A 23,825-nucleotide genomic window follows, 5' to 3' on the forward strand; every position below is an offset into this window, starting at 1 on the left:
AATCCTTTTGGCACGGTGGCCCCCGGAACAAGTCCGGGGTGACGGATGGGTGGGCTAATATGGAAACCGAATGCCTGATCTGAAGAAAATCCTCGCCGCCAAGCAGCCGCTGACGCTCTCCGGTGTTCCCACCGGGTTCGAGCCGTGGCTGCTCGCCGATCTCGCGCGCACCGCGCCGGCGCGCGCGGTGTTCATCGCGCCCGACGAGCTGGCGATGCGCGCGATCGCGGCGACCGCCCAGGTGTTTGCGCCCGAGCTGGAAGTGCTTACCTTCCCGGCCTGGGATTGCCTGCCTTATGACCGCGCCAGCCCGACGCTGAACGTGATGGCCGAGCGCATGGCGACGCTGCACCGCTTGCAGCAACTGAAGAAAAAGCCGCAACTGCTCATCACCACCGCCAACGCCGCGGCGCAGCGCACGCTGACCCCGTTCCGCATCCGCCAGCTCGTCACCACGCTGGCGCCCAAGGCGCGGATCGATCGCGACAAGCTGGCCATGATGCTGCAGGCCAATGGTTATGTCCGCGTCGAGACGGTGGCGGATTCGGGCGAATTCGCGGTGCGCGGCGGGCTGGTCGATCTGTTCCCGAGCGGTGAGGAACATGCGCTCAGGCTCGATTTCTTCGGCGACGAAATCGAATCGGTGCGGACGTTCGATCCGCAGGACCAGCGCACCACGGGCCGCGTGGAGGGTTTCACCTTGCTGCCCGCCTCCGAGACATTGCTCGACGAGGACAGCATCAAGCGCTTCCGCACGCGTTACCGCGAGCGCTTCGGCGCCACCGCGACGGGCGATCCGCTGTATCAGGCGATCAGCGAAGGCCGGCGGCTGGCGGGGATGGAACATTGGCTGCCCTTGTTCGAGGACAAGATGGCGACCCTGTTCGATCACCTGGGCGCCAATGAATCCGGGGGCGCGGTCGTGCTGCGCGATGGCGGGGTGATCGCGGCGGCGGAGCAACGCTTCGAGGCGATCACCGATTATCACGGCAATCGCGTCAAGGCGCAGGTCAGTGATCCGGGCAGCTATCGCCCGTTGCCGGCGGATGCGCTGTATCTGACGGCCAAGGAGTTCGCCGAGCGCGCGCAAGGGATGCCGACGCACCAGACGTCGCAATTCCACGAGCCCGAGAGCGCCACCGTGCTCGATTTCAACGTCGATGGGCCGCGCGATTTCGGCGCCGAGCGCTCGGCCGGGGCGAACGTGTATGAGGCGGTGGTGCATCATCTGCGCACCGTGCAGCGCGATGGCAAGAAGCCGATCCTGGCGAGCTATTCAATCGGCGCGCGCGAGCGGCTGGCCTCGTTGCTGGCGGATCATGGGCTGACCGGCGCGGTCAAGGTGGATACGTGGCAGGAGGCGCTGGGCGTCGGCAGCAAAAGCGTCGCCCTGCTCGTGCTGCAGCTCGATCACGGCTTTGCGACACCCGACGTCGCATTGCTCACCGAGCAGGACATGCTTGGCGACCGGCTGGTGCGTCGCAAGAAGCGCAAGAAATCGGCCGACGCGTTTCTCGCCGAGCTGGCGATGCTCACGCCGGGCGATCTCGTCGTGCATGCCGATCATGGCATCGGGCGCTATGAGGGGCTGACCTCGATTCCCGTGGGGCAAAGCCCGCACGATTGCGTCGCGCTGACCTATGCCGGCGGCGACAAGCTGTTCGTGCCGGTGGAAAATCTCGAAGTGCTGTCGCGCTATGGCTCGGACAGCGACGGGGCGAACCTCGATCGCCTGGGCGGCGAAGCATGGCAGCGCCGCAAATCGAAGATGAAGGAGCGCATCCGCGAGATTGCCGGCGAGCTGATCGCGACGGCAGCGGAACGCGCGACACGGCCCGCCGACGTGATCGAGGCGGACAGCAGCTATACGCAGTTCGTCGATCGCTTCCCTTATGAGGAAACCGAGGATCAGGATCGTGCGATCAATGATGTGCTCGGCGATCTGAGCAAGGGCACGCCGATGGACCGGCTGGTGGTCGGCGATGTCGGCTTCGGCAAGACCGAGGTGGCGCTGCGTGCGGCGTTCGCCGCGGCGATGGGCGGGCTGCAGGTGGCGATCGTCTGCCCCACCACGCTGCTCGCGCGGCAGCATTTCAACAATTTCACCGCACGCTTCGAAGGCTTTCCGATCAATGTCGGCCGCCTCTCCCGCCTGGTCCCCGCCGCGGAAGCCAAGGCGACCAAGGAGAAGCTTGCCGACGGGCAGATGGACGTGGTGGTCGGCACGCACGCCATCCTGGCCAAGTCGATCGATTTCAAGCGGCTGGGGCTGGTGGTGGTCGACGAGGAGCAGCGCTTTGGCGTGACGCACAAGGAGCGGCTGAAATCGCTCAAGACCGACGTCCACGTGCTGACGCTGACCGCCACGCCGATCCCGCGCACGCTGCAGATGGCCATGTCGGGCCTGCGCGAGCTATCGGTGATCCAGACGCCGCCGGTCGATCGCCTGGCGGTGCGCACCTATATCATGCCGTGGGATCCGGTGGTGCTGCGCGAGGCGCTGCTGCGCGAACATTATCGCGGCGGGCAGAGCTTCTTCGTCACGCCGCGCGTCGCCGACGTGCAGGAGATCGAGGATTTCATGCGCGATCACGTGCCCGAGGTGCGCGCGGTCGTCGCGCACGGGCAGATGTCGGCGACCGAGGTCGAGGAGCGCATGTCGGCCTTCTATGACAAGAAGTTCGAGGTGCTGATCTCCACCACGATCGTGGAAAGCGGGCTCGATATTCCGAGCGCCAATACGATGATCATCCACCGCGCCGATCGCTTCGGCCTCGCCCAGCTCTATCAGCTGCGCGGGCGGGTGGGCCGCGCGAAGACGCGCGCGTACGCCTATCTGACCACGCCGCCCAACCGCATCGTTACCGAGACGGCGGAGAAGCGCCTCAAGGTCCTGTCCGATCTCGACAGCCTGGGCGCCGGGTTCCAGCTGGCCAGCCATGATCTGGACATTCGTGGCGCGGGCAATCTGCTTGGCGACGAGCAATCCGGGCATATCAAGGAAGTGGGCTACGAACTCTACCAGTCGATGCTGGAAGAGGCGATCATGGAGGCCAAGGCGGGCGGGCAGCGGCTGCGCCCGAAGGACTTCAGCCCACAGATCACGATCGACGCGCCGATCCTCATCCCGGAGGAGTATGTCCCCGATCTCGACCTGCGCATGGGCCTGTATCGCCGCTTGAACGATGTCGAGGACCAGGACGGCGTGGAGGCGTTCGCCGCCGAGCTGATCGATCGCTTCGGCCCGCTGCCGAGCGCGACCGAGAACCTGATCCGCATCATCGAGATCAAGATGCACGCCAAGAAAGCGTGCGTGTCGAAGATCGATGTCGGGCCGAAGGGGGCGCTGGTGACGTTCCAGAACGACACGCCGCCCAATATCGAGGGGCTGCTGGCCTGGGTGCAGAAGCTCGATGGCGTCGCGCGGCTGCGGCCCGACAGCAAGCTGGTGGTCAACCGCGTGTGGGGCGATCCCAAGGCGCGGCTGCACGGCGCGCTGCAGTTATCGAAGGGGCTGGCGCGGGCGGCCGGGTAGCCTCCTGCCCCCGCTCTCGTCAGCTCGAATCCCGGGATGACGGGAGTTAGGAGGCGGGGCGCGCCATCAGTTCGACCAGCGCCACGCTGGAGATGGCTTCGGAACACAGGAAGCCCTGATAATATTGGCAGCCCTCCTTGGCCAATAACTCAAGCTGCTCCTGCGTCTCCACGCCTTCCGCGATCACCGACAGACCAAGCGAGCGCGCCATATCGATAACGCCGCGCACCACGACGCGGTCGCGCGCCGTGCCGGTAATGTCCTGCGCCAGTTTCTTGTCGATCTTGAGATAATCGAGCGGCAGTGATTTGAGATAGGCAAGGCTGGAATAGCCGGTGCCGAAATCGTCGATCGCCACGCGGCAACCGGCAGCACGCAGCGTGGTGAGCAAGGTCGCGGCGATGTTGAGATCCTCGATCAGCCCGCTTTCGGTGATCTCCAGCGTCAGCCGCGTGCGCGCAAAGCCGCTGCGGCCGATGCGGTCCAGAAACAGATCGGCAAAACCGGGGCGCGCGATATCGCCCGCGGTGAGATTGAGCGACAGCCGCAACCGGGCCAGCGCCAGCGGCCAGGCGGCGGCACGCGCCAGCACGATATGCTGGATATGATCGGACAAGGCGATTTCGAGATCGGCGCGTGCCGCTGCGGCGAACAGCAGATCCGCGCCGATCGTGCCGAGCGTGGCATGTTCCCACCGCGCCAGCGCCTCGACCCCGACGATGCGGCCATCCGCCATCGCCACTTGCGGCTGGAACAGGATGTCGATCTCGCCGCGATCGATCGCCGGCCCGAGTTCGGCGGCGAGGCGATCGATCGGCGCTTCCTGCTCGCCCGACGCCGCCACGCGCAGCGTCGCGCTGTCCGAGGCCTTGGCATCGGCCAGCGCGGTGCCGGCGCGGCGCAGCAATGCCGTGGCATCATCGGCGGGGCCGCGCACCGCCATGCCGATGCGACAGCCGAGCACGGCGATGGCATCGCCGACGACATAGGGCCGGCCCATCGCGCCGACGATGCGCTCGATCGCCAGATCAATCCGCGCCCGGGGGCGTTCCGTGGCGACGAGGAATTCCGATCCCCCCATCCGCGCCACCAGCGCGCCCTTTTCCAGCGTTTCGCGCGCGGCCTGCGCGATGCGGCGATGCGCGCCGCGCAGCAACGCATCCCCCGCCGCGCGGCCATAAGCGGTGTTGACCATCTCGAAGCGATTGAGCGCAATCAGGATCACCGATAACGGCGCGCCGGTAGCCAAACGGCGATCGAGCCAGCGCCTGGCCCCGCCGCTGTCGCGCGCGCCGGCCAGCGCATCGCGCATCGCTGCGGTGGAATCGGGCACGCTGCCCAGCGGCTCGACCAGCGCATCGATACGCTGTGCCTGCGCATCGTGCTGCAAATGCTGCACCACGCGGCCAACACCGGTGATGTCATGCGCAAATGCGGTGGCCGGGCGCGTCGCAACGCGCCGCAGGGCGTCGAGCGCAGTGCGCCGCTCACCCGGATCGAGCGTGCGCAGCAAGGCGCGCGGCGCGCTATCTTCGGCGATGGCCAGCAACCGCGCCAATGCCGGCGTGATCTGCAGCGCCCGCTCCCGCAGATCTAGCCGCCAGCCGAGCGGATCGGCCGGCGCGGTGGCGCGCCATTCGCCCGCCATGCGCGTCGCATGACGCCCGGCAAAACGCACCGATTGGATGAATTCCGCCTCGCTGAACGGACTGGCGAGAAAATGCGTCGCGCCCGCATCGTAAAACCGCGGGATCGCGTCCGTATCGCCGCGCGACACCAGCACCAGCATCGCCCCCCCGTTCGAGCCGACGGCGCCATCCAGCGCCACGGCCGCGGCCAGCCCGTCGCTCAACGCGCCACGTGCATCGATCACCGCCACCGCCGATCCGCTGGCCAAAAAGCGGCGTTCGGCCCCTTCTGCGCGGCGCGCGGCAACCACCTGCCAACCCGCGCGCGCGCCCAGCGCGGCGAGTTCATCACGCTGCCGGAACGATAGAATGTAGAGGGGGGCGGGATCTACATCACTCACCCATAATCCCCCGCCCGAAATAGTCCTGCCACCTTTCGGCTCTTTCCGACGTTTACGGTACAAGAACAAGGCCTCCTGCGCCCCGCCCTTGTTACACACGCATCAAAGGCTTAGCTCTTCACCCATGACCTGCGCGCCCAATTTGATCGACAGCCCCCTGATCGACGGGCACGGTCGCACCATCAGCTATCTGCGCATTTCGGTCACCGACCGCTGCGATCTGCGCTGCCGCTATTGCATGGCAGAGCATATGACGTTCCTGCCCAAGGCAGCCGTCCTCAGCCTCGATGAAATGGCCATCATCGCCGAACGCTTTATTGCCCGCGGCATCCGCAAGATCCGGCTGACCGGGGGCGAACCCTTGGTTCGCCGCGATGTCGAGCAGCTGGTGCGCCGGCTCGGCAGCCATGTCGGCAGCGATCTCGACGAGCTGACCATGACCACCAATGGCAACCATCTCGTGGAGCATGCGGCAGCGCTGGTGGATGCCGGCATGCGCCGCATCAACGTCAGCCTCGATACGCGAGACCCTGAGCTGTTTCGCTACATCACGCGGCATGGCGATGTCGCGCGCGTGATCGGCGGCATTTATGCCGCGCGCGACGCCGGGCTGCGGGTGAAAATCAACATGGTCGCGCTGAAAGGGCAGAATGATGGCGAAATCGCCTCCATGCTCGCCTGGTGCCGTGACGAAGGCCTCGATCTGACGCTGATCGAGACGATGCCGCTCGGCGCGATCGACGAGGATCGCACCGATCGCTTTCTGCCGCTGACCGCAGTGATGGACGAGCTCAAGGCCGACTTTCCTCTGGTGCGCGATATGCATGATAGCGGTGGCCCCGCACGCTATTGGCGCGTCGATGGCTCGAGCACGCGGCTCGGGTTGATCTCACCGCTGACGGCCAATTTCTGCAGCACCTGCAATCGCGTGCGGCTGACCACCGAAGGCATTCTCTATACCTGCCTCGGGCATGACGATCAGGTCGATCTTAAGGCGATCCTGCGTGCCGAGGGCGTGGCCGGGCTGGATGCCGCGCTGGATTCAGCAATGGGCACCAAGCCCGCACGCCATGATTTCGATATCGCGGCTGCCGCGCCCGCCGTCAGCCGCCACATGAGCGTCACCGGTGGTTGAGGCGGCCTGCTCGAGGCCACACCGATGAGCGCGCAACGCCGCGCGTTGGTCGCCTCCCCCACCCCGCCGGCACAAGCCGCGGCGCGCGCGCTTGCCGATGCGCATGAGTGGGTACCGGTTGAAGACGCTGAGCTGATCGTCGCGCTGGGCGGCGATGGCTTTATGCTGCAAACGCTGCACGCGATGCTGGAGCGGCGCAAACCCGTGGTGCCGGTGTTTGGCATGAACCTCGGCACCGTCGGCTTCCTGATGAACGAATGGCGCCAGCACGATTTGCACGATCGGCTCGCGCGCACCAAATCGTTCAAGGTTGTGCCGCTGGCGATGACCGCCGAGACGATGGACGGCGAGATCGTCACGTTGCCGGCGATCAACGAAGTCTCGCTGCTGCGCGAGACGCGCCAGACGGCCAATCTCGAAGTCACCCTCAACGATCGCGTCGTCCTGCCTGAGCTGGCGTGCGATGGGATTCTCGTCGCCACACCCGCCGGCTCCACTGCGTATAATTTCTCGGCGCAGGGCCCGATCCTCCCGCTCGGCTCGGCCTTGCTCGCGCTGACCCCGATCAGCCCGTTCCGCCCGCGGCGCTGGCGCGGCGCGATCCTGCCGGACAAGGCGCGGATCGGCATCCGCGTGCTGGACGCCGCGAAGCGCCCGGTCAGCGCCGTGGCCGATCAGCGCGAGGTGCGCGATGTCGCGCGCGTCGACATCATGATCGATCGCGCGCGTGAGCTGACGCTGTTGTTCGATCCCGAACACGCCCTCGATGATCGCATCACGATGGAGCAATTTGTCGCTTGATGTGGATAACCGTCGGAACGGGGTTGCATCCTCGTTTCAGCCAGTTATAGAGCCGCCCTCGGCTTCATTCCCTGATAGCTCAGCGGTAGAGCTCTCGACTGTTAATCGAGCGGCCGTAGGTTCGAATCCTACTCAGGGAGCCACCGACACCCGCAGAAATGCGCGGTTATCGGTGACGGGATGAAGCGATCCCCCTTATCGTTACGGTAGTGCGGTCATCTGCGATGATACCGCCCACAGATTGATCCCGCCTTCGCTGGCGTGACGATCGATGGCGGCCAGTTCGTCTGCCGAAAAGTCGAGCCGCTGCACCGCATCGAGCGATTCGTCGAGCTGCGCGACAGTGCGCGCGCCGATCAGCGCCGAAGTGACGCGAGGATCGCGCAGCACCCAGGCGATGGCCATCTGCGCCAGTGATTGCCCGCGCGCCGCCGCGAGCGCGTTGAGGGCCTGGATCCGGGCCAGATTCTCCTCGGTCAGCAGATCGGGCGAGAAGGAGCCATCGCGCGCCGCGCGGGCATCCTGCGGCACGCCGTTCAGATATTTGCGTGTCAGCATGCCCTGCGCCAGCGGGGAAAAAGCGATGCAGCCCGTGCCCAGCGCCTCGAGCATATCGAGCAGGCCCTGCTCGACCCAGCGATTGAGCATCGAATAGCTCGGCTGATGGATCAGCAGGGGCACCCGCTCCTCGCGCAGGATCGCCGCCGCCTGCTCGGTCAATTCGGGCGAATAAGACGAGATGCCGATATACAGCGCCTTGCCCTGGCGATGCAGCTGCGCCAGCGCGCCCATCGTCTCCTCGAGCGGTGTCTTGGGATCGACGCGGTGCGAATAGAAGATATCGACATAATCGAGCCCTATGCGCTTGAGGCTCTGATCACAGCTGGCGATGAGATATTTGCGGCTGCCGCCGATATCACCATAGGGCCCGGGCCACATGTCCCACCCCGCCTTGGTCGAGATTACCAGCTCGTCGCGCAGCCCGGCGAAATCGGTTGCCAGCATGCGGCCGAAATTCTCCTCGGCCGAGCCGTAGGGAGGGCCGTAATTATTGGCCAGATCGAAATGCGTAACACCGCGATCAAAGGCACGACGCAACATTGCCCGCCCCGTCTCGAACACGTCCGCGCCGCCGAAATTCTGCCACAGGCCCAGGCTGATCGCGGGGAGATCGAGCCCGCTGCGGCCGCAGCGGCGATACGGCATACGCCCGTCATAGCGATTCTGATCAGGCGCATAGGGGGCGGAAAACGGCATGGTCAGTGACTCCAAAGGGCAGTGAATCAAGCGCGAACGCACGAACCGGGCAGCTGGATCGCAGGACGCGCGAATTCCATCATGTGGCCAAGCAGAGGGCCAGTGACGACGCGGCCTGCGTGCCCGCGCGAAAACGCCGCCCGCGGGGTCCGCAGGCAGCGCCGGGCGATCATTTTTTGAACGGGTCCAGCTGTCGGATCGTGCCGTCAGCGTTGAAGAACATTTCCGTCATCTTGGCTGAACGCAGATGATTTTTGTTCGACAATTGCGTGTCATGGTAAAACAGCCACCAGCGATCGCTGAACTGGATGATCGAATGGTGCGTCGTCCAGCCCTGCACCGGCGACATGATGTGGCCGGTATAGCGGAACGGGCCATACGGGCTGTCGCCGATGGCATAATTCAGGAAATGCGTATCGCCGGTCGAATAGGTGAAATAATATTTGCCGCCGCGCTTGAACAGCCATGACGCCTCAAAGAAGCGCCGTTCGTGATCGCCGCCGAGGATCGGATTGCCCGCCTCGTCAACGATCTGCACGTCGCGCGACGGCTCGGCGAACTGCTTCATGTCGGCGCTCATCCGCGCGACTTTGGGCGCCAGCGCCGGCTTGTCATCCTGGCGCAGATCGGTGTCGCCTGCGGTCGCATCGAACCTGCCGGTCGCCCAGCGCTGTAGCTGGCCGCCCCAGATGCCGCCGAAATACATATAGCTCTGGCCGTCGCTGTCGCTGAATACCGCCGGATCGATCGAGAAGCTGCCGCTGATCGGGGTCGGCTCGGCCTTGAACGGCCCGGTCGGCGAGGTCGACGTGGCGACGCCGATGCGGAACACGCCGGCTTTGTCGCGCGCCGGCATGTAGAGATAATAGGTGCCGTTCTTATACGCCGCATCGGGCGCCCAGGTCTGCTTCGATGCCCAGGGGATCTGCTTCACGTCGATAGCCACCGGATGGACGGTGACCGGGCCGCCGGGCCGATCCATGCTCAGCACGCGATAATCGTGCATGGCATATTGATTGCCGAGATCGTCATCGGGAATGCCGGCATCGACATCATGGCTGGGATAGACATAGATCCGGCCATTGAAGACGTGCGCGGACGGATCCGCGACGTACAGATCCGTGACCAGCGGCTGGGCGAGATACGCACGCCCGTCCGGCGCGCGCGGTTCGTTCGCCTGGGCAAAAGCCAGCGTGCCGGCCAAGGCGAGCGGCGCTGCCGCGAGCGTGGCGATAGTGTAAAAGCGCATATGGCCCGTCATCCCAAAAGCGATCTTCTGCGAGATCCGTTGTCAGATAGCGCTACCATATTGCTGCACGAGCCCGCGGGCAAGCGCGCGCCTGGCAGGCACGGCCCCGGAAACTTGCAAAATAGGCCTTTAAAATCAAGATGCTCAAGTCGGCCGATCGGCCAGGCCAAGACAGATCGCCGTGGGCCGTGGCCGCTCGTGGGCGCGCTTACGTTTCCACCCAAGCAATCTATCAGTAATACTGACGTATTCGCTGTGAGCGACAGGCATGCGGACCAGTGTTTTAGCTGCAATGCAGCATTATCGCGATGCGCAGGGGGGATGGGAAGGACAGTGGGCCCTCCGGGGGCTCGCGCAACCTGCTGCGCGAGTAGCGAAGAGCTTCGTATACAATAATGTAGGCCGGCAAGCTGCCTCGTGCCTGTTGTATCCGTGCCACTATTGCGACGTTATTTTTATACAGCGGGCCCCGTCCCGTTGACATTAACTGCCAACTTGATAGCGATACCACCGGAACGGTTTTCGATCTCGCAAAGAGGTGACGGCCGACGGCAACGACCGCGATTCAACAGGAGGGGACATTATGAAGGCCACCAATTTGCTCGTTGCGCTTGCGCGCTCGACGTCGGGATTTGCGCTTGCCGCGGGGCTTGCTTTGCCCGCCGCGGCGCAAACCGCATCGACCGGGCCCGCCACCGCGGCACAGGCGGACGCCGATTCCCAGGCGGCGACCGAAGAGCAAGAAATTGTCGTCACCGGCATCCGCGCCAGCCTTAACCGCGCGATCGACATCAAGCGCAATTCGGCCGGCGTCGTCGATGCCATCTCGGCCGAGGATATCGGCAAATTCCCCGACACCAACCTGGCCGAATCGCTGCAGCGCATCACCGGCGTATCGATCAGCCGCGCCAACGGCGAAGGTTCGACGGTTGCCGTTCGGGGCTTCAGCGGCAACTTCAATCTAGTCACGCTAAACGGCCGCCAACTGGCTTCGACCAACATCGATCTGAGCACCGGCAACGCTTTCGCCACGGGCACTGGTCGCTCGTTCGACTTCCAGAACCTCGCGTCGGAAGGCGTCGCCACGCTGGAGGTCTACAAGACCGGCCGCGCCAGCATCCCATCGGGCGGGATCGGCGCCGCGATCAACGTCGTCACTCGCCGGCCGCTGGATGCGCGCGAAGACGGCCTGTCGGGCTCGATCGGCGCCAAGGCGCTGTATGATAGCTCGGTGGAGAAGGCAGAGGCCGACCTGAAGAAGATCACGCCCGAACTGTCGGGTCTGATCAACTGGAAAAACGCCGATGAAACTTTCGGCGTCAACATCTTCGGCAGCTATCAATTGCGCGAGTCCGCGTCGGTCCAGTCCAACCCGAACTATTGGAACATCATACCGACGGCCACGTTCCTGAACCCGGGCACGTACATCACCCCGACGACGAACATCACGAACCGCCCCACCACCGCCTTCGTGCAGATCCCGAACGACAGCCGCTACCAGTTCTCTGAGAACCGCCGCGAGCGGATGAACGCCCAGGCGAACATCCAGTTCAAGCCAACCGACCGGCTCGAGATCACGATCGACGGCCTGTATGCGCGCAACAAGCTTAGCGACGAGCGCAGCGAGCAGACCAACTGGTTCCAGCGGCCGTTCAGCGATGTCACGTTCGACGACAACGATCAGATGCAGACCGCGATCATCCTGGCCGAGGCCAAGCAGGCGGACAAGGGCTACGAGCAGCAGCGTTTTGCGACCAAGACCGAGCTGTATTCGGTCGGCGGCAATCTGAAGTGGAACTTCACCGATGCGCTGTCGCTGAAGCTCGATGCGAACCATTCGAAATCGACCACCGATCCGGACAATGCCAACGGCACGTCGGCCACGACGATCTCGATTGGCGCTCCCGTCCGTGCGACCCACCGCGTAGATTTCTCCAACGGTTTCCCGCAGCAGTCGGAAACACTGAACGATTGCAACGCGACCAACGGTGGCCGCGGTGGCAACTGCAACAACCTGCTCGACATCGGCGATCTCGGTACGCAGATCGCACGCGAGATAACCTCGCAGCAGGAGTCTAGGATCAATCAGTACGGCGCCGAACTGGGTTGGGACCTGGGCAACGAGAGCCGTTTCGTGTTCGGCGGCAACTATATCGATGCGAAGACCCGCTCGGCCAGTTCCAACACCCAGCAGCTGCTGGGTGACTGGGGCATCACCGACACCGGTATCGTCAACCAGCTTGCGGGCGATCTCGTCAGCACGTTCTGCATGACCTGCAAGTTCGATAAATATAATCCGAACTCGACGGGGTCGGCGCTGGTCGCGTTCCGGGCGGATGCGGTCGACCTGCTTAACATCTTCTCGCCCTATTATGAGCCCGTGACAGGACGCGAACGGCGACTCCAGGGTTCGTCGGATGACACGGTCGGCGAGAAGACCTGGGCGCTCTATGGTCAGCTGGCCTGGGGCGGCGAAATCGCTGGCCGTCGCGCCAACGCTCTGATCGGCGTGCGCTACGAGCAGACCAGGGTCAATTCGGTCGCGCTTCAGTCGATCCCGGTCGCGCTGGAATGGCAATCGGACAATGACTTTGCCGTCCTCGGCGGCCCGGCCGGTGGCGCGGTGACCGTGAAGTCGAAATATGACAATCTTCTGCCATCGCTCGATTTCAACGTCGAAGTGGTCGACAATCTGGTGGCGCGTACATCGTTCAGCCGGACGCTGGCGCGTGCGGATTATGGCAATCTGTTCGCCTCCGTTGCGGCCAATGCGCCGAACCGCCCGACCGCGCTGGGCTCGGGGACGGCCCCCGCAACCCGGCAGAATCCGGCGCTGCTGCCGTTGGTGTCGGACAATTTCGACGTGTCCGTCGAGTGGTACTACAAGCCCACCAGCTTCGTGTCGGTCGGCTTCTTCAACAAGGACGTGCGTAACTTCGTCGGCAATCAGGTCACCAACGGCAACCTGTTCGGGTTGCGCGATCCAGGCTCGGGCGCGGCGGGGTCGCGGTCCGGCACGGCGCTTGCCTATCTGCGGACCAACAATATCGCCACGACCGATGAAAATCTGTTCGCCTACTCCGCGTTGTTGCAACAGAATGGCGGCAACCAGGCGGCGGCAACCGCGGCGTTCCAGAACGCGTTCAACCCTGCCACGGGGCAGTTCAACGGGACGTTTTATAACGACCTCGCGCTTGCCGTGAACCTCGTGGGCGATTCCAACGATCCGCTGGTCAATTTCGCTATCAGCGAACCGATCAACAATCGTGAGGCCAACATCCACGGCTTCGAAATCGCCTGGACCAACTTCTTCGGTCAGTCGGGCTTTGGCTTCGCTGCCTCGTACACCAAGGTCAGCGGCGACGTGAACGTCGATCCCTACGCTAGTCCGAACGTCAACATCTTTGCGTTGACCGGCCTGGGCGACAGCGCCAACTTGACCGGCATCTACGAAAAGAATGGTCTTTCGGCCCGCGTCTCGTACAATTGGCGCGACAAATATCTCGCCGCTACCAACCAGGGCGACAACCGCAACCCGCTGTTCACCGCGGCGTTCGGCACGCTGGATGCCAGCATTAGCTACGACGTCACGCAGAACATGTCGGTATCGCTGGAAGCGGTCAATTTGACGAGCGAAGCGTTCCGCCAATATGCCCGCACCGAGACCAATCTGGTCTTTGTGCAGGAGCTCAAGCCACGCTTCTACCTTGGCGCGCGCTACCGCTTCTGATCCCGATCGGGGGGCGGGCCGATGCCCCGCCCCCGGATTATCGAAAAGCCGCCGCGCATTGCGGCGGCTTTTTCTTTGTCCGTCGATGGCGGGCTGATAGACCTGATGCATCAACAGGACCGGAGCGGATGAACCCCGTACAGATCAACAATATCGACCACGCCGATCTGCGCGTCAGCGCGCGGGCAGGCGCGGCGTTCGGCGACGCCGCCAATCAAGCGTTAGTGTTTCCGGCCGAATTCGAGGAGGTGCAGCGCGAATTCGCCATCATCTTCCGTCGCCGTGAGGAGGGCCTGCAAGCCTATGCCTTGCTCGGCCTGGACCGCGACGAAAACCTGTTCCTGGCGGACGCCCACTGGACGAGCCGCTACGTGCCCGCCAGCCACCAGCGCGGCCCCTTCTCGATCGGGATGGTACGCCCCGCCGGCGCCGACGTTGGCCAGCCGATGCTGCAGGTCGATTTCGACGATCCCCGCGTCGGCGATGACGCCGGCCTGCCGCTGTTCCTCGAACATGGCGGGAATACGCCCTATCTCGACCGTATCACCGGCGTACTGCGGCTGCTGTACGAGGGAATGGAAAACGCGCCGCCCGCTTATGCCGCGCTCGACGACGCCGGCTTGCTGGCCCCGGTTACGCTCACCATCGATGTCAGCGAGGAACGCCGCTACACCGTGCCCGACGTGCTCGTGGTGGACATCGAACGGCTCGCCGCACTGACCGGCGAACCGCTCGAACGGCTGCATCGCTCAGGCATCCTCCGGCTTGCCACCCTCGCCGCGGCGTCGCTCGGCAACGTCCAGCAGCTGATTGCCCGCAAGCAGCAACAGCCAGGCACGGGCGGCTGAGCGCGATGACCGCCATCACCCGCCGCACGCGCGTGATCGAGGCAGCGGACGCGCGTACCTTGCCCGTCGCCGAGCTGATCGCCGAAGGCCGCCCGACGGTCCTGCGCGGCATCGCGCGCGATGTGCCGCTGGTCGTCGCCGGCCGGCAAGGTGCCGGTGCCGCCATCGCCTGGCTCAAGCAGTTCGATGGCGGCCGCCCGGTCACCGCCTATATCGGCGATCCCGCCATCGGCGGCCGGTTCGGCTACACGGCGGATGGCACCGCGCTCAATTTCAGCCGGGAGCGCGGATCGCTCTCGGCCTATCTCGATCAGCTGCTCGCCGGGCTGGACGATCCCGCCGCGCCCGCCATCTATATCGGCTCCACCGATATAGATCAGTATCTGCCGGGCCTGAGGGCGCTGGCCGCGCTGCCGTTCGGGGATGCCGAACTGGTGGAGCATCCCCCGCTGGTCAGCATCTGGATCGGCAACCGGACGACGGCGGCGGCGCATTATGACATGTCGAACAACATCGCGGTCACGCTGGTCGGGCGCCGCCGCTTCACCTTGTTCCCGCCCGATCAGGTCGCCAATCTGTATCCCGGCCCGCTGGATCCGACACCCGCCGGCCAGGTCATCTCGATGGTCGATTTCGACGCACCCGATCTGGCACGCCATCCGGGCTTCGCCGATGCGTGCGCGGTGGCCGAAGTGGCGGAGATGGAGCCCGGCGATGCGCTGATCTATCCCGCTTTGTGGTGGCATCGGGTCGAGGCGCTCGATCCGTTCAACGCGATGATCAATTACTGGTGGAACACATCGCCACGCTTCATGGACACGCCGCAGAACACGCTGCTGCACGGCCTGCTCAGCCTGCGCGACCGCCCGCCGCACGAGAAAGCGGGATGGCAGGCGCTGTTCGACTATTACGTGTTCGGCGATGCCGCGCGCGCCGGCGCGCATCTGCCCGCCCCTGCCCGCGGCGCGCTGGCCCCGCTGGAGGCCACCGCGGCACGCCGGCTGCGCGCCACCTTGTTACAACGGCTCAACCGCTGACGAAGGACGTTCGATGAACCCCTCCCCCAAGACGCGCGTGGTAATCGCCGGTGGCGGCACTGCCGGCTGGCTGGCCGCAGCATTGCTGACTCGCCAATTGGGGCCGCTGATCGATGTCACGCTGGTGGAATCCGAAGAGATCGGCACGGTCGGCGTGGGCGAGGCGACGATCCCCACGATCCGCGGCTTCCATGCCCTGCTGGGGCTCGACGAGGAAGAATTCGTCCGCGCGACCGGCGCCACGTTCAAGCTCGGCATTGCCTTCGAAGGCTGGACCCGCCCGGGTTCGCGCTATCTCCACTCGTTCGGCGATGTCGGCAAATCGACCTGGATGGGCGATTTCCAACATTTCTGGCTGGCCGCGCGCGCCGATGGCAATGCCGGGTCGCTCGGGGATTATTGCTATGAGGCGCAAGCGGCGGAAGCGGGAAGATTCGCCACCGGCGCCGACGCGCAGCTCAATTACGCCTATCATTTCGATGCCGGCCGTTATGCGCGCTATCTGCGCGCACGTTGCGAGGCGGCGGGGCTGCGGCGCGTCGAGGGGCGTATCGCGCGGGTCGAACAGGATGGCGAGAGCGGCGATCTGACGGCGCTGGTGCTCGAATCGGGGGAGCGCGTCGAGGGCGATCTGTTCCTCGATTGCACCGGGTTCCGCGGCTTGCTGATCGGCGAGACATTGGGCATCGGTTATGAGGATTGGAGCCACTGGCTGCCGATGAACCGTGCGCTGGCGGTGCAGACTGCCGCCGTCGGCCCTGCCTTGCCCTACACCCGCGCGATCGCGCATGAGGCGGGCTGGCAATGGCGCATCCCGCTGCAGCACCGCGTCGGCAACGGCATCGTCTATGCCGCCGAGCATCTTAGCGACGATGCGGCGCGCGCGCTGCTGCTGGGATCGGTCGAGGGCGAAACGCTGATCGAGCCGCGGCCGCTCCGCTTCACCACGGGCCGCCGCAAGCGCGCGTGGGAGAAGAACTGCATCGCGCTCAGCCTGTCCTCGGGCTTTATCGAGCCGCTCGAATCGACCAGCATCCATCTGATGATGATCGCGCTCACCCGGCTGGTGCAGCTGTTTCCCTTCGGCGGCGCGACGGCGGCGGTGGCGGCGCGGTTCAACGACATGGCGCAGCGCGAACTGGAAGGCGTGCGCGATTTCGTCATCCTGCATTATCATCTCAACGCGCGCGACGAGCCGTTCTGGCGCCAGTGTCGCGAGATGAGCATTCCGGATTCGCTGGCCGCGCGCCTGGCGTTGTTCAAGGAGGAGGCACAGGCCTATCAGGGGGCGGAGGAACTGTTCCGCGTCAGTTCGTGGTTACAGGTGATGCTTGGTCAGGGTCTTACGCCAGACCGTCACCACCAGATGGCGCGGCTGATGCCGCCGACGCAACTGGCCGAGGCCTTGCGCAATCTCTCGGGCGGGATCGCCGCGCGCGTCGCCACGCTGCCGTCGCATCAGCAGTTCGTCGATTCGCTCGCGCTTGCCTGAGCGCAGGATCACGCCATCACGGCGAGCAGATCGTCGAGCCCGACGGTCGCGAAGGTCGCGAAATCATCCGCCACGCCGTACGGCAGCAGCAGCGTCCGTTCCCGCACCAGCGCGCCGCAGCTATAGACGACGTTGGGCACATAACCGTCGCGTTCCTTGGCGCTGGGATGAATCAGCGGCAGCGGCGTGCGCGCGAGCACCCTGGATGGATCATCGCGATCGAGCAGGCACGCGCCGATGCAGTAATTACGCACCGTGCCAACGCCATGCGTCAGCACCAGCCAGCCTTCTTCGATCTCGATCGGCGATCCGCAATTGCCCAGCTGGACGAATTCCCACGGGTAATACGGCATCACGATGCGCCGGCCGGCGTTCCAGGTGTACAGATCGTCGGATTCGAGCAGCCAGATATTCTCGTTATCGTGCCGCCCGAGCATCGCGTAACGCCCGTTCACACGGCGCGGGAACAACGCCATGCCCTTACCCCGCGTGGCATCGCCGTGCAGCGCGCGCATCTCGAAGCTGCGAAAGTCGCTCGACGACAACAGTTCCGATCGCGCGGCCGCACCGCTGAACGCGGTATACGTGCCGTAATAGCATTGCGTGCCGTCCTGTTCGGTGAATTGCACCAGCCGCAGGTCCTCGATGCCCTGCTGCTGGCTCGGCGTGATCGGGAACAGCACGGATTCGGAGACGTCGCGGCTGCCGCCGCAATCGATCCGGATCGTGGTCGCGCCGCCATCGTCGCCGCGCTGCTCGATGATCGGCGACACCGCGGTCGGGCTGACCGGATCCATATTGGGCATCCGGCCCGGTCGCCACGTGCCGGTGCGGAAAGTAACCGACGAGACATGCCCTTCGCCGATCCCCCGCAGCGACAGGATGAAGCGCAGCGCGCCATCGGCCAGGCCCGATTGATCGGGATGCGGCACGATGCTGGGATTGAACAAAGCGGCCGCCTCGAACGAGTATTCGGCGCAAAAATAGGCCCCGATCAGCAACGCCCGCGGTCTGTCGATCGCCAGCGGATCCAGCGCCAGTTGCTTGGCTACCTGCTCGAAGCGCCGCATCAGCACGGCATCCACATCGCGGTGGCGTTCGTCGAGCGAATCGGTCGCCCGGCGGCGATCGCGTGCGAGTTGCTCGCCAGTCATGCCCAGCACGCGCGCCACGATCCGCCCCGCGCGGGGATGGCCGGGCACGACGAAGCCGATCGGATCTTCGGGCGCGAATGGCCGGATGACGGTGCGCGCGGGATCGGGGCGGAGCAGGATATCGCTATACGTCTTTATGTCCGCACCGCGCACGCCAGTCCCTTTCGACAATGCCGTTTGCGGCTGCCCGAGCCAACGCAGTCCGTCGCGACCCGTCGCAGCCAGGCAACGGTTCGTCAGCCATTGTTCATCCCTAATAGCTGATAAGGCCGGAGTCTCTCACGGACACTTGTGCCCCATCGTTCGTTGCCCTCTCATAATGGATACCGGCGGTCGCCACGGCCTGCCGCCCTCGGAGAAAGCCATGTTGCAGTCCAAATTGAAATTCGCCGGGGCGCTGCTTGCCGCCACGGGCACGCTGGCGCTCGGTGCCTGCGCGACGGAGACCGCCTACCGCCCGGCGACCGGATCGGGCTTTGCCCGCACTGGTTATAGCGATCGCCAGATCGAGCCCAACCGCTACCTCGTGAGCTTTGCCGGCAACAGCTATACGTCGCGCGACACGGTCGAGCGCTATCTGCTGTTCCGCGCGGCCGAGCTGACGCTGTCGCGCGGCTATGACAATTTCATCCTGGTCGACAAGGATACCGATCTGCGCACGCGCACCTATAGCACGCCGGGCATCGGCGGTTATGGCGGCTTTGGCTATGGCGGGTTCGGTGGCTTTGGCGGCTGGGGCCCGAGCTGGCGCTATCGCGGCCGTGGCTTCGGCTGGCGCTCGTGGAATGGCTTTGGCGGCGACCCGTTCTGGGATAGCGGCGTCGACATCCGCACGATCGACAAGTTCGAGGCCAATGCCGAGATCGTGCTCGGCAAGGGCCCCAAGCCCAAGGACAACATCCGCGCCTTCGACGCCCGCGCGGTGGTCGACAGCATCGGGCCGAGCGTCGTGGTGCCGAAGTAACGGCTCCGCCTTTGCGACAATCGGAAGGCCTCCCTGCCGCATGGCGGGGAGGCCTTTTCGTATCCACGGCTCGTCACCCGCGCGAGCGCACCCCGAACTCACTGCAGGGGCTCCGGACGCAACGAGCCGTCCCTCAGTCGCCACTGACCTCGCCATCTTCGTCAGTTTCCTTTGCCTGCACGCGCCTGGACCGGACGGACTGGATGATGTCCTCGATCTCGTACAGCAAAGCGATCCCTTGGTTGGTCTTCCCATTATCGTCGGCGGGGTCTTCGGCAAAAAGCGTCTTGGCACGCCTCGCCAGGTCCATCAGCGCAGCGTACCGCTCCTCGCCGAGCTTTTTGCGGACCTTACCGAAGCCTTCGGTCAGTTGGTGAAAGCGTGATTCAATATCTTGCGTGGGGAAAAGCCTGATTGATCAACGAAGGTAGGAGCTTCGGCCACGAGAGAGGCAAGGAGTTCATATATCTCGCTCAAGGAGGCAGGAATGTAGGGCTCGGGATTATAGTATGAATTGTTCATCAATTTGCCTCCGGGCAATGATGCACGATTAATTCTCCACTTTTTCCCGCGCGGCATCGATACTCCAGCTTGGTACCTGCGCTAATGGCTATGACCGGTCAAATATGTTAATAGGCATTGGTCGCGTTGTGGGTATTTTATAATGCACGCCACTTTGAGATTGGCGCGGGTCCATTGGTTCTATCTTTTGCTTCCCATTTTGCTCAGTGCTTCACTGGGCTTTCGCGCCACACACTCATGGTCAGACAAGCCACGACTCGGTGAGTTCACGACTCTGTTCGACTGGTGCGTTTTTGCACCTCTACTGTATGGCATTTGCTACCGGACCATGGCGCCCCGCGTGCTCGCGTTAAGAACATTGGCGATGGTCTGCGGTGGGATTTGGATTACAGCTCAGGTCGTTCCAGCCTCCGCTCAAGCGATCGTCAATCAGTGGCGCTGGTTACGAGACGTCGCCATTGTCGTGTTGGTAGCTTTTGAAGGGATCGCTCTCGTCGCCGTCATGCGTGTGACGTTTAGCGCAACACCAGACCCGACGCAGTTGGAGCGGCACGGTATCCCACCCTTGCTCGTCAAGCTGATGTTGGCCGAAGCGCGCTTTTGGCGCTGGTTATGGGGCCGGTTACGCAAGCATTAGTTCGGCGGAGCGTGGACCAAGCTCATACCGCGCGACCGTACCCCAGCCAGATGTCTCCGATAAATTCTCAACTCAAAGGACGCAGCATAACGGAGCCCCATTCCCGGCCAAGCGGGAATGGGAGACGTGAGCCGCAGCTCAAACCGCGCCGTGGCAATGCTTGTACTTGTTCCCCGAGCCGCACGGGCACGGCGCATTGCGGCTGACCACGCCGGCCCAGTCGGCCGGATCCTCGCCGATATTGCTGCCATCGGGCTGCGGGATCGATAGCGGCGGCAGCCGCGTCTGGATCAGCCCCAGCGAGCCGGCATCCACATCGTTGCTGTCGTCGAGCCCGGTGAACGGATCGAAATGCGTGGTGATGAAATCGGGCAGATCGGGCAAAGCCGGCTGCTCGGTCGCGCGGAACTCGGCATAAGCGATGGTGCGCGTGACGTCCTCGCGGATATTGTCGAGCATCCGTTCGAACAGCGAGAAGGCTTCCTGCTTATACTCGTTGATCGGCGTTTTCTGGGCATAAGCGCGCAGATGGACGACCTGGCGCAGCGCATCGAGCGTGGCGAGATGCTCCTTCCAGTGATGATCGAGATTCTGCAGCAGGATCGATTTCTCGACCGAAATCCACACGTCCGGCTCCAATTGCGCCGCCTTCTCGCCGACCTGCGCATCGGCCAGTTCGCGCACGCGCTCCTCGACCAGCTCGGGATCGACCGCGTCTTCCTTCACCCACTCCTCGATCGGCGCATCCACCGCCAGCGTGGCCAGCAGCTTATCCTTGAGGCCCTCGATATCCCATTGTTCGGGATAAGAATTGGGCGGGCAGGCCGCGCCGACGATGGCGTTGACCGTCTCGCTGCGCATATCGTGCACCACATCGCCGACTGTCTCGGCATCCATGATGTCGCTGCGCTGCTCGTACACCACCTTGCGCTGATCGTTCATCACGTCGTCATATTCGACGACCTGCTTGCGCACGTCATAATTGCGCGCCTCGACCTTGCGCTGCGCGGTCTCAATGGCCTTGGACAGCCACTTGCTGCCGATCGCCTCGCCATCGCCGATATTGTTGCGCATCATCTTGGCGAACAACGTGTCCGGCCCGAAGATGCGCAACAGATCGTCATCGAGACTGAGATAGAAACGCGACAGGCCGGGATCGCCCTGGCGCCCGGCGCGGCCGCGCAGCTGATTATCGATGCGGCGGCTTTCATGCCGCTCGGTGCCCAGCACGAACAGGCCGCCGGCCGCCAACACGGCGGCCTTTTCGGCGGCGATCTGCGCCTTGATGCGCGCGATCGCGGCATCGCGCTCGGGCCCCTCGGGCATGTCGGCGAGCTCGTCCTCGACCATGAATTCGAGATTGCCGCCAAGCTGGATGTCGGTGCCGCGCCCGGCCATATTGGTGGCGATGGTCACCGCCGATTTGCGCCCGGCCTGCGCCACGATATGCGCCTCCATCTCGTGGAAGCGCGCGTTCAGCACCTTATGCTCGACGCCTTCCTTGACGAGGAATTCGCTGAGCAGTTCGGACTTTTCGATCGACACGGTGCCGACCAGCACGGGCTGGCCGAGATCGGCGTGATGCTTGATCTTCTTGGCGATGGCAGCGAACTTGTCCGCCGTATCCTTGTAGAATTCGTCTTCCTCGTCGACGCGCTTGATGTCGACATTGGTCGGGATGGTCACCACGTTCATCTTGTAGATGTCGTAGAATTCCGCCGCCTCGGTCGCCGCCGTGCCGGTCATGCCGGCGAGCTTGGGATACATGCGGAAATAGTTCTGGAAGGTGATCGAGGCCATCGTCTGGTTCTCGGGCTCGATCTCGACGCCTTCCTTGGCCTCGACCGCCTGGTGCAGGCCATCCGACCAGCGCCGGCCATCCATCATGCGGCCGGTGAATTCATCGATGATGATGACCTTGCCGTCCTTGACGATATAATCGGTATCGCGCTTGAACATCACGATCGCGCGCAGCGCCTGATTGAGATGATGCACGACCTGCGTGTTTTCGAAATCGTACAGATTGTCGCCCTGCAACAGCCCGGCATCCTCGAGCATGCGCTCGACCTTTTCGGTGCCATCCTCGGTCAGGATGATCGTCTTCTGCTTTTCGTCCTTCTCGTAATCACCCGGATCGAGCCGCTTCACGACCAGATCGACCGAGCGATACAGATCGGATTTGTCATCGGTCGGGCCGGAGATGATCAGCGGGGTCCGCGCTTCATCGATCAGCACCGAATCGACCTCGTCGACGATCGCCATGGCGAACGGACGCTGGACCATCGAGCTGCGCTCATACTTCATGTTGTCGCGCAGATAATCGAAGCCGAATTCGTTGTTCGTGCCGTAGGTGATGTCCGCGGCATAAGCTTCGCGGCGCTGCTGATCGGTTAGATTGGGCACGATCGTGCCCGTGGTGAGCCCCAGGAAATTATACACCTGGCCCATCCACTCGGCATCGCGCGCGGCGAGATAATCGTTGACGGTGATCACGTGGACGCCGTCGCCGGGCAGCGCGTTGAGATAGGTGGCCAGCGTCGCGACGAGCGTCTTGCCTTCGCCGGTGCGCATCTCGGCGATCTCGCCGCGATGAAGCACGATGCCGCCGACCAGCTGCACGTCATAATGGCGCTGCCCGAGCACGCGCTTGGCCGCCTCGCGCACCGTGGCGAAGGCTTCGGGGAGCAGATCATCGAGCTTGGCGCCATCGGCGAGGCGGGCACGGAACTTCACCGTCTGATCGGCCAGTTCCTCGTCCGACATGGCGGAGACGGCGGGCTCGAACGACCCGATCTTGTTGACGATGGTGCCAAGCGATTTGACATAGCGATCGTTGGACGATCCGAAGAGCGATTTGGCAAAGCCGCCGAGCATGGAGAATTCCTGTACGTTCAGATGGGGCGCGCGCGCAGGGCACGGCGACGGAAAGATCGACATGGGGGAGCGCGCCGGACGGCGTCGCTCGGGCGCTTACCGGCGCAAGCGGCTCAGATAGAGCGGCGCCGGCGCGGCCAGAGCCCAGCGCGTGGCGCCGATCGGCGCTGCAGCTTGGACGGTCATCGTCGGTCGTGCGGCGAGGCTCAGCCACGCGCGCAACCGCTGCACCGCGACGCGCGCCGCACTGGCGACCGCGCTCGGCGCCAGCGTCGCGCGCTGCTGAAACTGCGCCTCGGCCACGCGCACGCCCGAGATCGCGCCGGTCAGCGCGCTCAGCATGGCGGAGAGGAACAGTAACAGTTGCACGTTTGACCTTATGACGACGCCGTGTTGCCCAAGGCTGAACACGGACCCGCCGGACATAGAAGCTGCCCGCGGCTTCGCCTAGGGGCAATCGACATGCGTCATTGGGTTGCCTCACCAGATCGTCACCCCGGACTTGGTCCGGGGTCTACCAAGCCGCTTCTGCTGCCGTGGAGCGATAAACGCGGTGCGTCC

At 64.2% G+C, this 23,825-nt stretch carries 16 protein-coding genes and 1 tRNA gene; 10 read left to right on the forward strand and 7 right to left on the reverse strand.

Annotated elements, in window-relative coordinates; translation table 11 throughout:
• Positions 1 to 70: 70 nt before the first annotated feature.
• Complete coding sequence (gene mfd, locus ABC969_RS02915; RefSeq protein ID WP_345862841.1) at positions 71 to 3,535, forward strand: transcription-repair coupling factor; 3,465 nt, start codon at positions 71 to 73, stop codon at positions 3,533 to 3,535.
• 46 nt (positions 3,536 to 3,581) lie between these two features.
• On the opposite strand, the gene ABC969_RS02920 is transcribed toward mfd, so the two are convergent.
• Complete coding sequence (locus ABC969_RS02920) at positions 3,582 to 5,564, reverse strand: putative bifunctional diguanylate cyclase/phosphodiesterase (protein WP_345862842.1); 1,983 nt, start codon at positions 5,562 to 5,564, stop codon at positions 3,582 to 3,584.
• A gap of 124 nt (positions 5,565 to 5,688) precedes the next feature.
• Between ABC969_RS02920 and moaA the strand changes: the two genes are divergently transcribed.
• The 3 genes from moaA (at position 5,689) to ABC969_RS02935 (ending at position 7,643) form a co-directional block, all read left to right on the forward strand.
• Positions 5,689 to 6,699, forward strand: a complete 1,011-nt coding sequence (gene moaA / locus ABC969_RS02925; protein ID WP_345862843.1) for a GTP 3',8-cyclase MoaA — start codon at positions 5,689 to 5,691, stop codon at positions 6,697 to 6,699.
• A gap of 24 nt (positions 6,700 to 6,723) precedes the next feature.
• Complete coding sequence (locus ABC969_RS02930) at positions 6,724 to 7,500, forward strand: NAD kinase (RefSeq protein WP_345862845.1); 777 nt, start codon at positions 6,724 to 6,726, stop codon at positions 7,498 to 7,500.
• Positions 7,501 to 7,568: 68 nt separating this feature from the next.
• Positions 7,569 to 7,643 (forward strand) — tRNA-Asn (locus ABC969_RS02935).
• Between the two features lie 58 nt (positions 7,644 to 7,701).
• Here ABC969_RS02935 and mgrA read toward each other — a convergent pair.
• Both mgrA and ABC969_RS02945 read right to left on the reverse strand, forming a co-directional pair.
• The gene (mgrA, locus tag ABC969_RS02940; RefSeq protein ID WP_345862846.1) at positions 7,702 to 8,757 is read right to left on the reverse strand and encodes an L-glyceraldehyde 3-phosphate reductase; all 1,056 of its coding nucleotides are present in this window, start codon (positions 8,755 to 8,757) and stop codon (positions 7,702 to 7,704) included.
• A gap of 169 nt (positions 8,758 to 8,926) precedes the next feature.
• Positions 8,927 to 10,006: a glycoside hydrolase family 43 protein gene (locus tag ABC969_RS02945; protein ID WP_345862848.1), complete on the reverse strand. Its 1,080-nt coding sequence runs from the start codon at positions 10,004 to 10,006 to the stop codon at positions 8,927 to 8,929.
• A 583-nt stretch (positions 10,007 to 10,589) separates the two neighbouring features.
• On the opposite strand from ABC969_RS02945, the gene ABC969_RS02950 reads away from it, so the two are divergent.
• The 4 genes from ABC969_RS02950 to ABC969_RS02965 all read left to right on the forward strand — a co-directional run bounded on the left by ABC969_RS02950 (position 10,590) and on the right by ABC969_RS02965 (position 17,113).
• On the forward strand, positions 10,590 to 13,736 hold the full coding sequence (locus ABC969_RS02950) for a TonB-dependent receptor (protein WP_345862849.1): 3,147 nt from the start codon (positions 10,590 to 10,592) through the stop codon (positions 13,734 to 13,736).
• A gap of 128 nt (positions 13,737 to 13,864) precedes the next feature.
• The gene (locus tag ABC969_RS02955) at positions 13,865 to 14,584 is read left to right on the forward strand and encodes a SapC family protein (RefSeq protein WP_345862850.1); all 720 of its coding nucleotides are present in this window, start codon (positions 13,865 to 13,867) and stop codon (positions 14,582 to 14,584) included.
• 5 nt (positions 14,585 to 14,589) lie between these two features.
• A complete protein-coding gene (locus ABC969_RS02960; protein ID WP_345862851.1) occupies positions 14,590 to 15,621 on the forward strand; it encodes a cupin-like domain-containing protein in 1,032 nt (343 codons plus the stop codon).
• 13 nt (positions 15,622 to 15,634) lie between these two features.
• On the forward strand, positions 15,635 to 17,113 hold the full coding sequence (locus tag ABC969_RS02965; protein ID WP_345862852.1) for a tryptophan halogenase family protein: 1,479 nt from the start codon (positions 15,635 to 15,637) through the stop codon (positions 17,111 to 17,113).
• Between the two features lie 8 nt (positions 17,114 to 17,121).
• Here ABC969_RS02965 and ABC969_RS02970 read toward each other — a convergent pair whose 3' ends face one another.
• Entirely contained in the window at positions 17,122 to 18,420 is a 1,299-nt protein-coding gene (locus tag ABC969_RS02970; protein WP_345862854.1) for a glycoside hydrolase family 130 protein, read from the reverse strand.
• Positions 18,421 to 18,631: 211 nt separating this feature from the next.
• Between ABC969_RS02970 and ABC969_RS02975 the strand changes: the two genes are divergently transcribed.
• Entirely contained in the window at positions 18,632 to 19,231 is a 600-nt protein-coding gene (locus ABC969_RS02975; RefSeq protein WP_345862856.1) for a CC0125/CC1285 family lipoprotein, read from the forward strand.
• Positions 19,232 to 19,364: 133 nt separating this feature from the next.
• On the opposite strand, the gene ABC969_RS02980 is transcribed toward ABC969_RS02975, so the two are convergent.
• Positions 19,365 to 19,541 (reverse strand): hypothetical protein, encoded by a 177-nt coding sequence (locus ABC969_RS02980; protein WP_345862858.1) that lies wholly within the window; start codon positions 19,539 to 19,541, stop codon positions 19,365 to 19,367.
• A 354-nt stretch (positions 19,542 to 19,895) separates the two neighbouring features.
• Between ABC969_RS02980 and ABC969_RS02985 the strand changes: the two genes are divergently transcribed.
• On the forward strand, positions 19,896 to 20,390 hold the full coding sequence (locus ABC969_RS02985; protein ID WP_345862859.1) for a hypothetical protein: 495 nt from the start codon (positions 19,896 to 19,898) through the stop codon (positions 20,388 to 20,390).
• Positions 20,391 to 20,528: 138 nt separating this feature from the next.
• On the opposite strand, the gene secA is transcribed toward ABC969_RS02985, so the two are convergent.
• Both secA and ABC969_RS02995 read right to left on the reverse strand, forming a co-directional pair.
• Complete coding sequence (secA, locus tag ABC969_RS02990) at positions 20,529 to 23,264, reverse strand: preprotein translocase subunit SecA (RefSeq protein ID WP_345863796.1); 2,736 nt, start codon at positions 23,262 to 23,264, stop codon at positions 20,529 to 20,531.
• Between the two features lie 96 nt (positions 23,265 to 23,360).
• Positions 23,361 to 23,633 (reverse strand): hypothetical protein, encoded by a 273-nt coding sequence (locus tag ABC969_RS02995; protein WP_345862860.1) that lies wholly within the window; start codon positions 23,631 to 23,633, stop codon positions 23,361 to 23,363.
• Positions 23,634 to 23,825: the final 192 nt, after the last annotated feature.

The organism is Sphingomonas qilianensis (assembly GCF_039614825.1).
GTDB classification, from domain to species: domain Bacteria; phylum Pseudomonadota; class Alphaproteobacteria; order Sphingomonadales; family Sphingomonadaceae; genus Sphingomonas; species Sphingomonas qilianensis.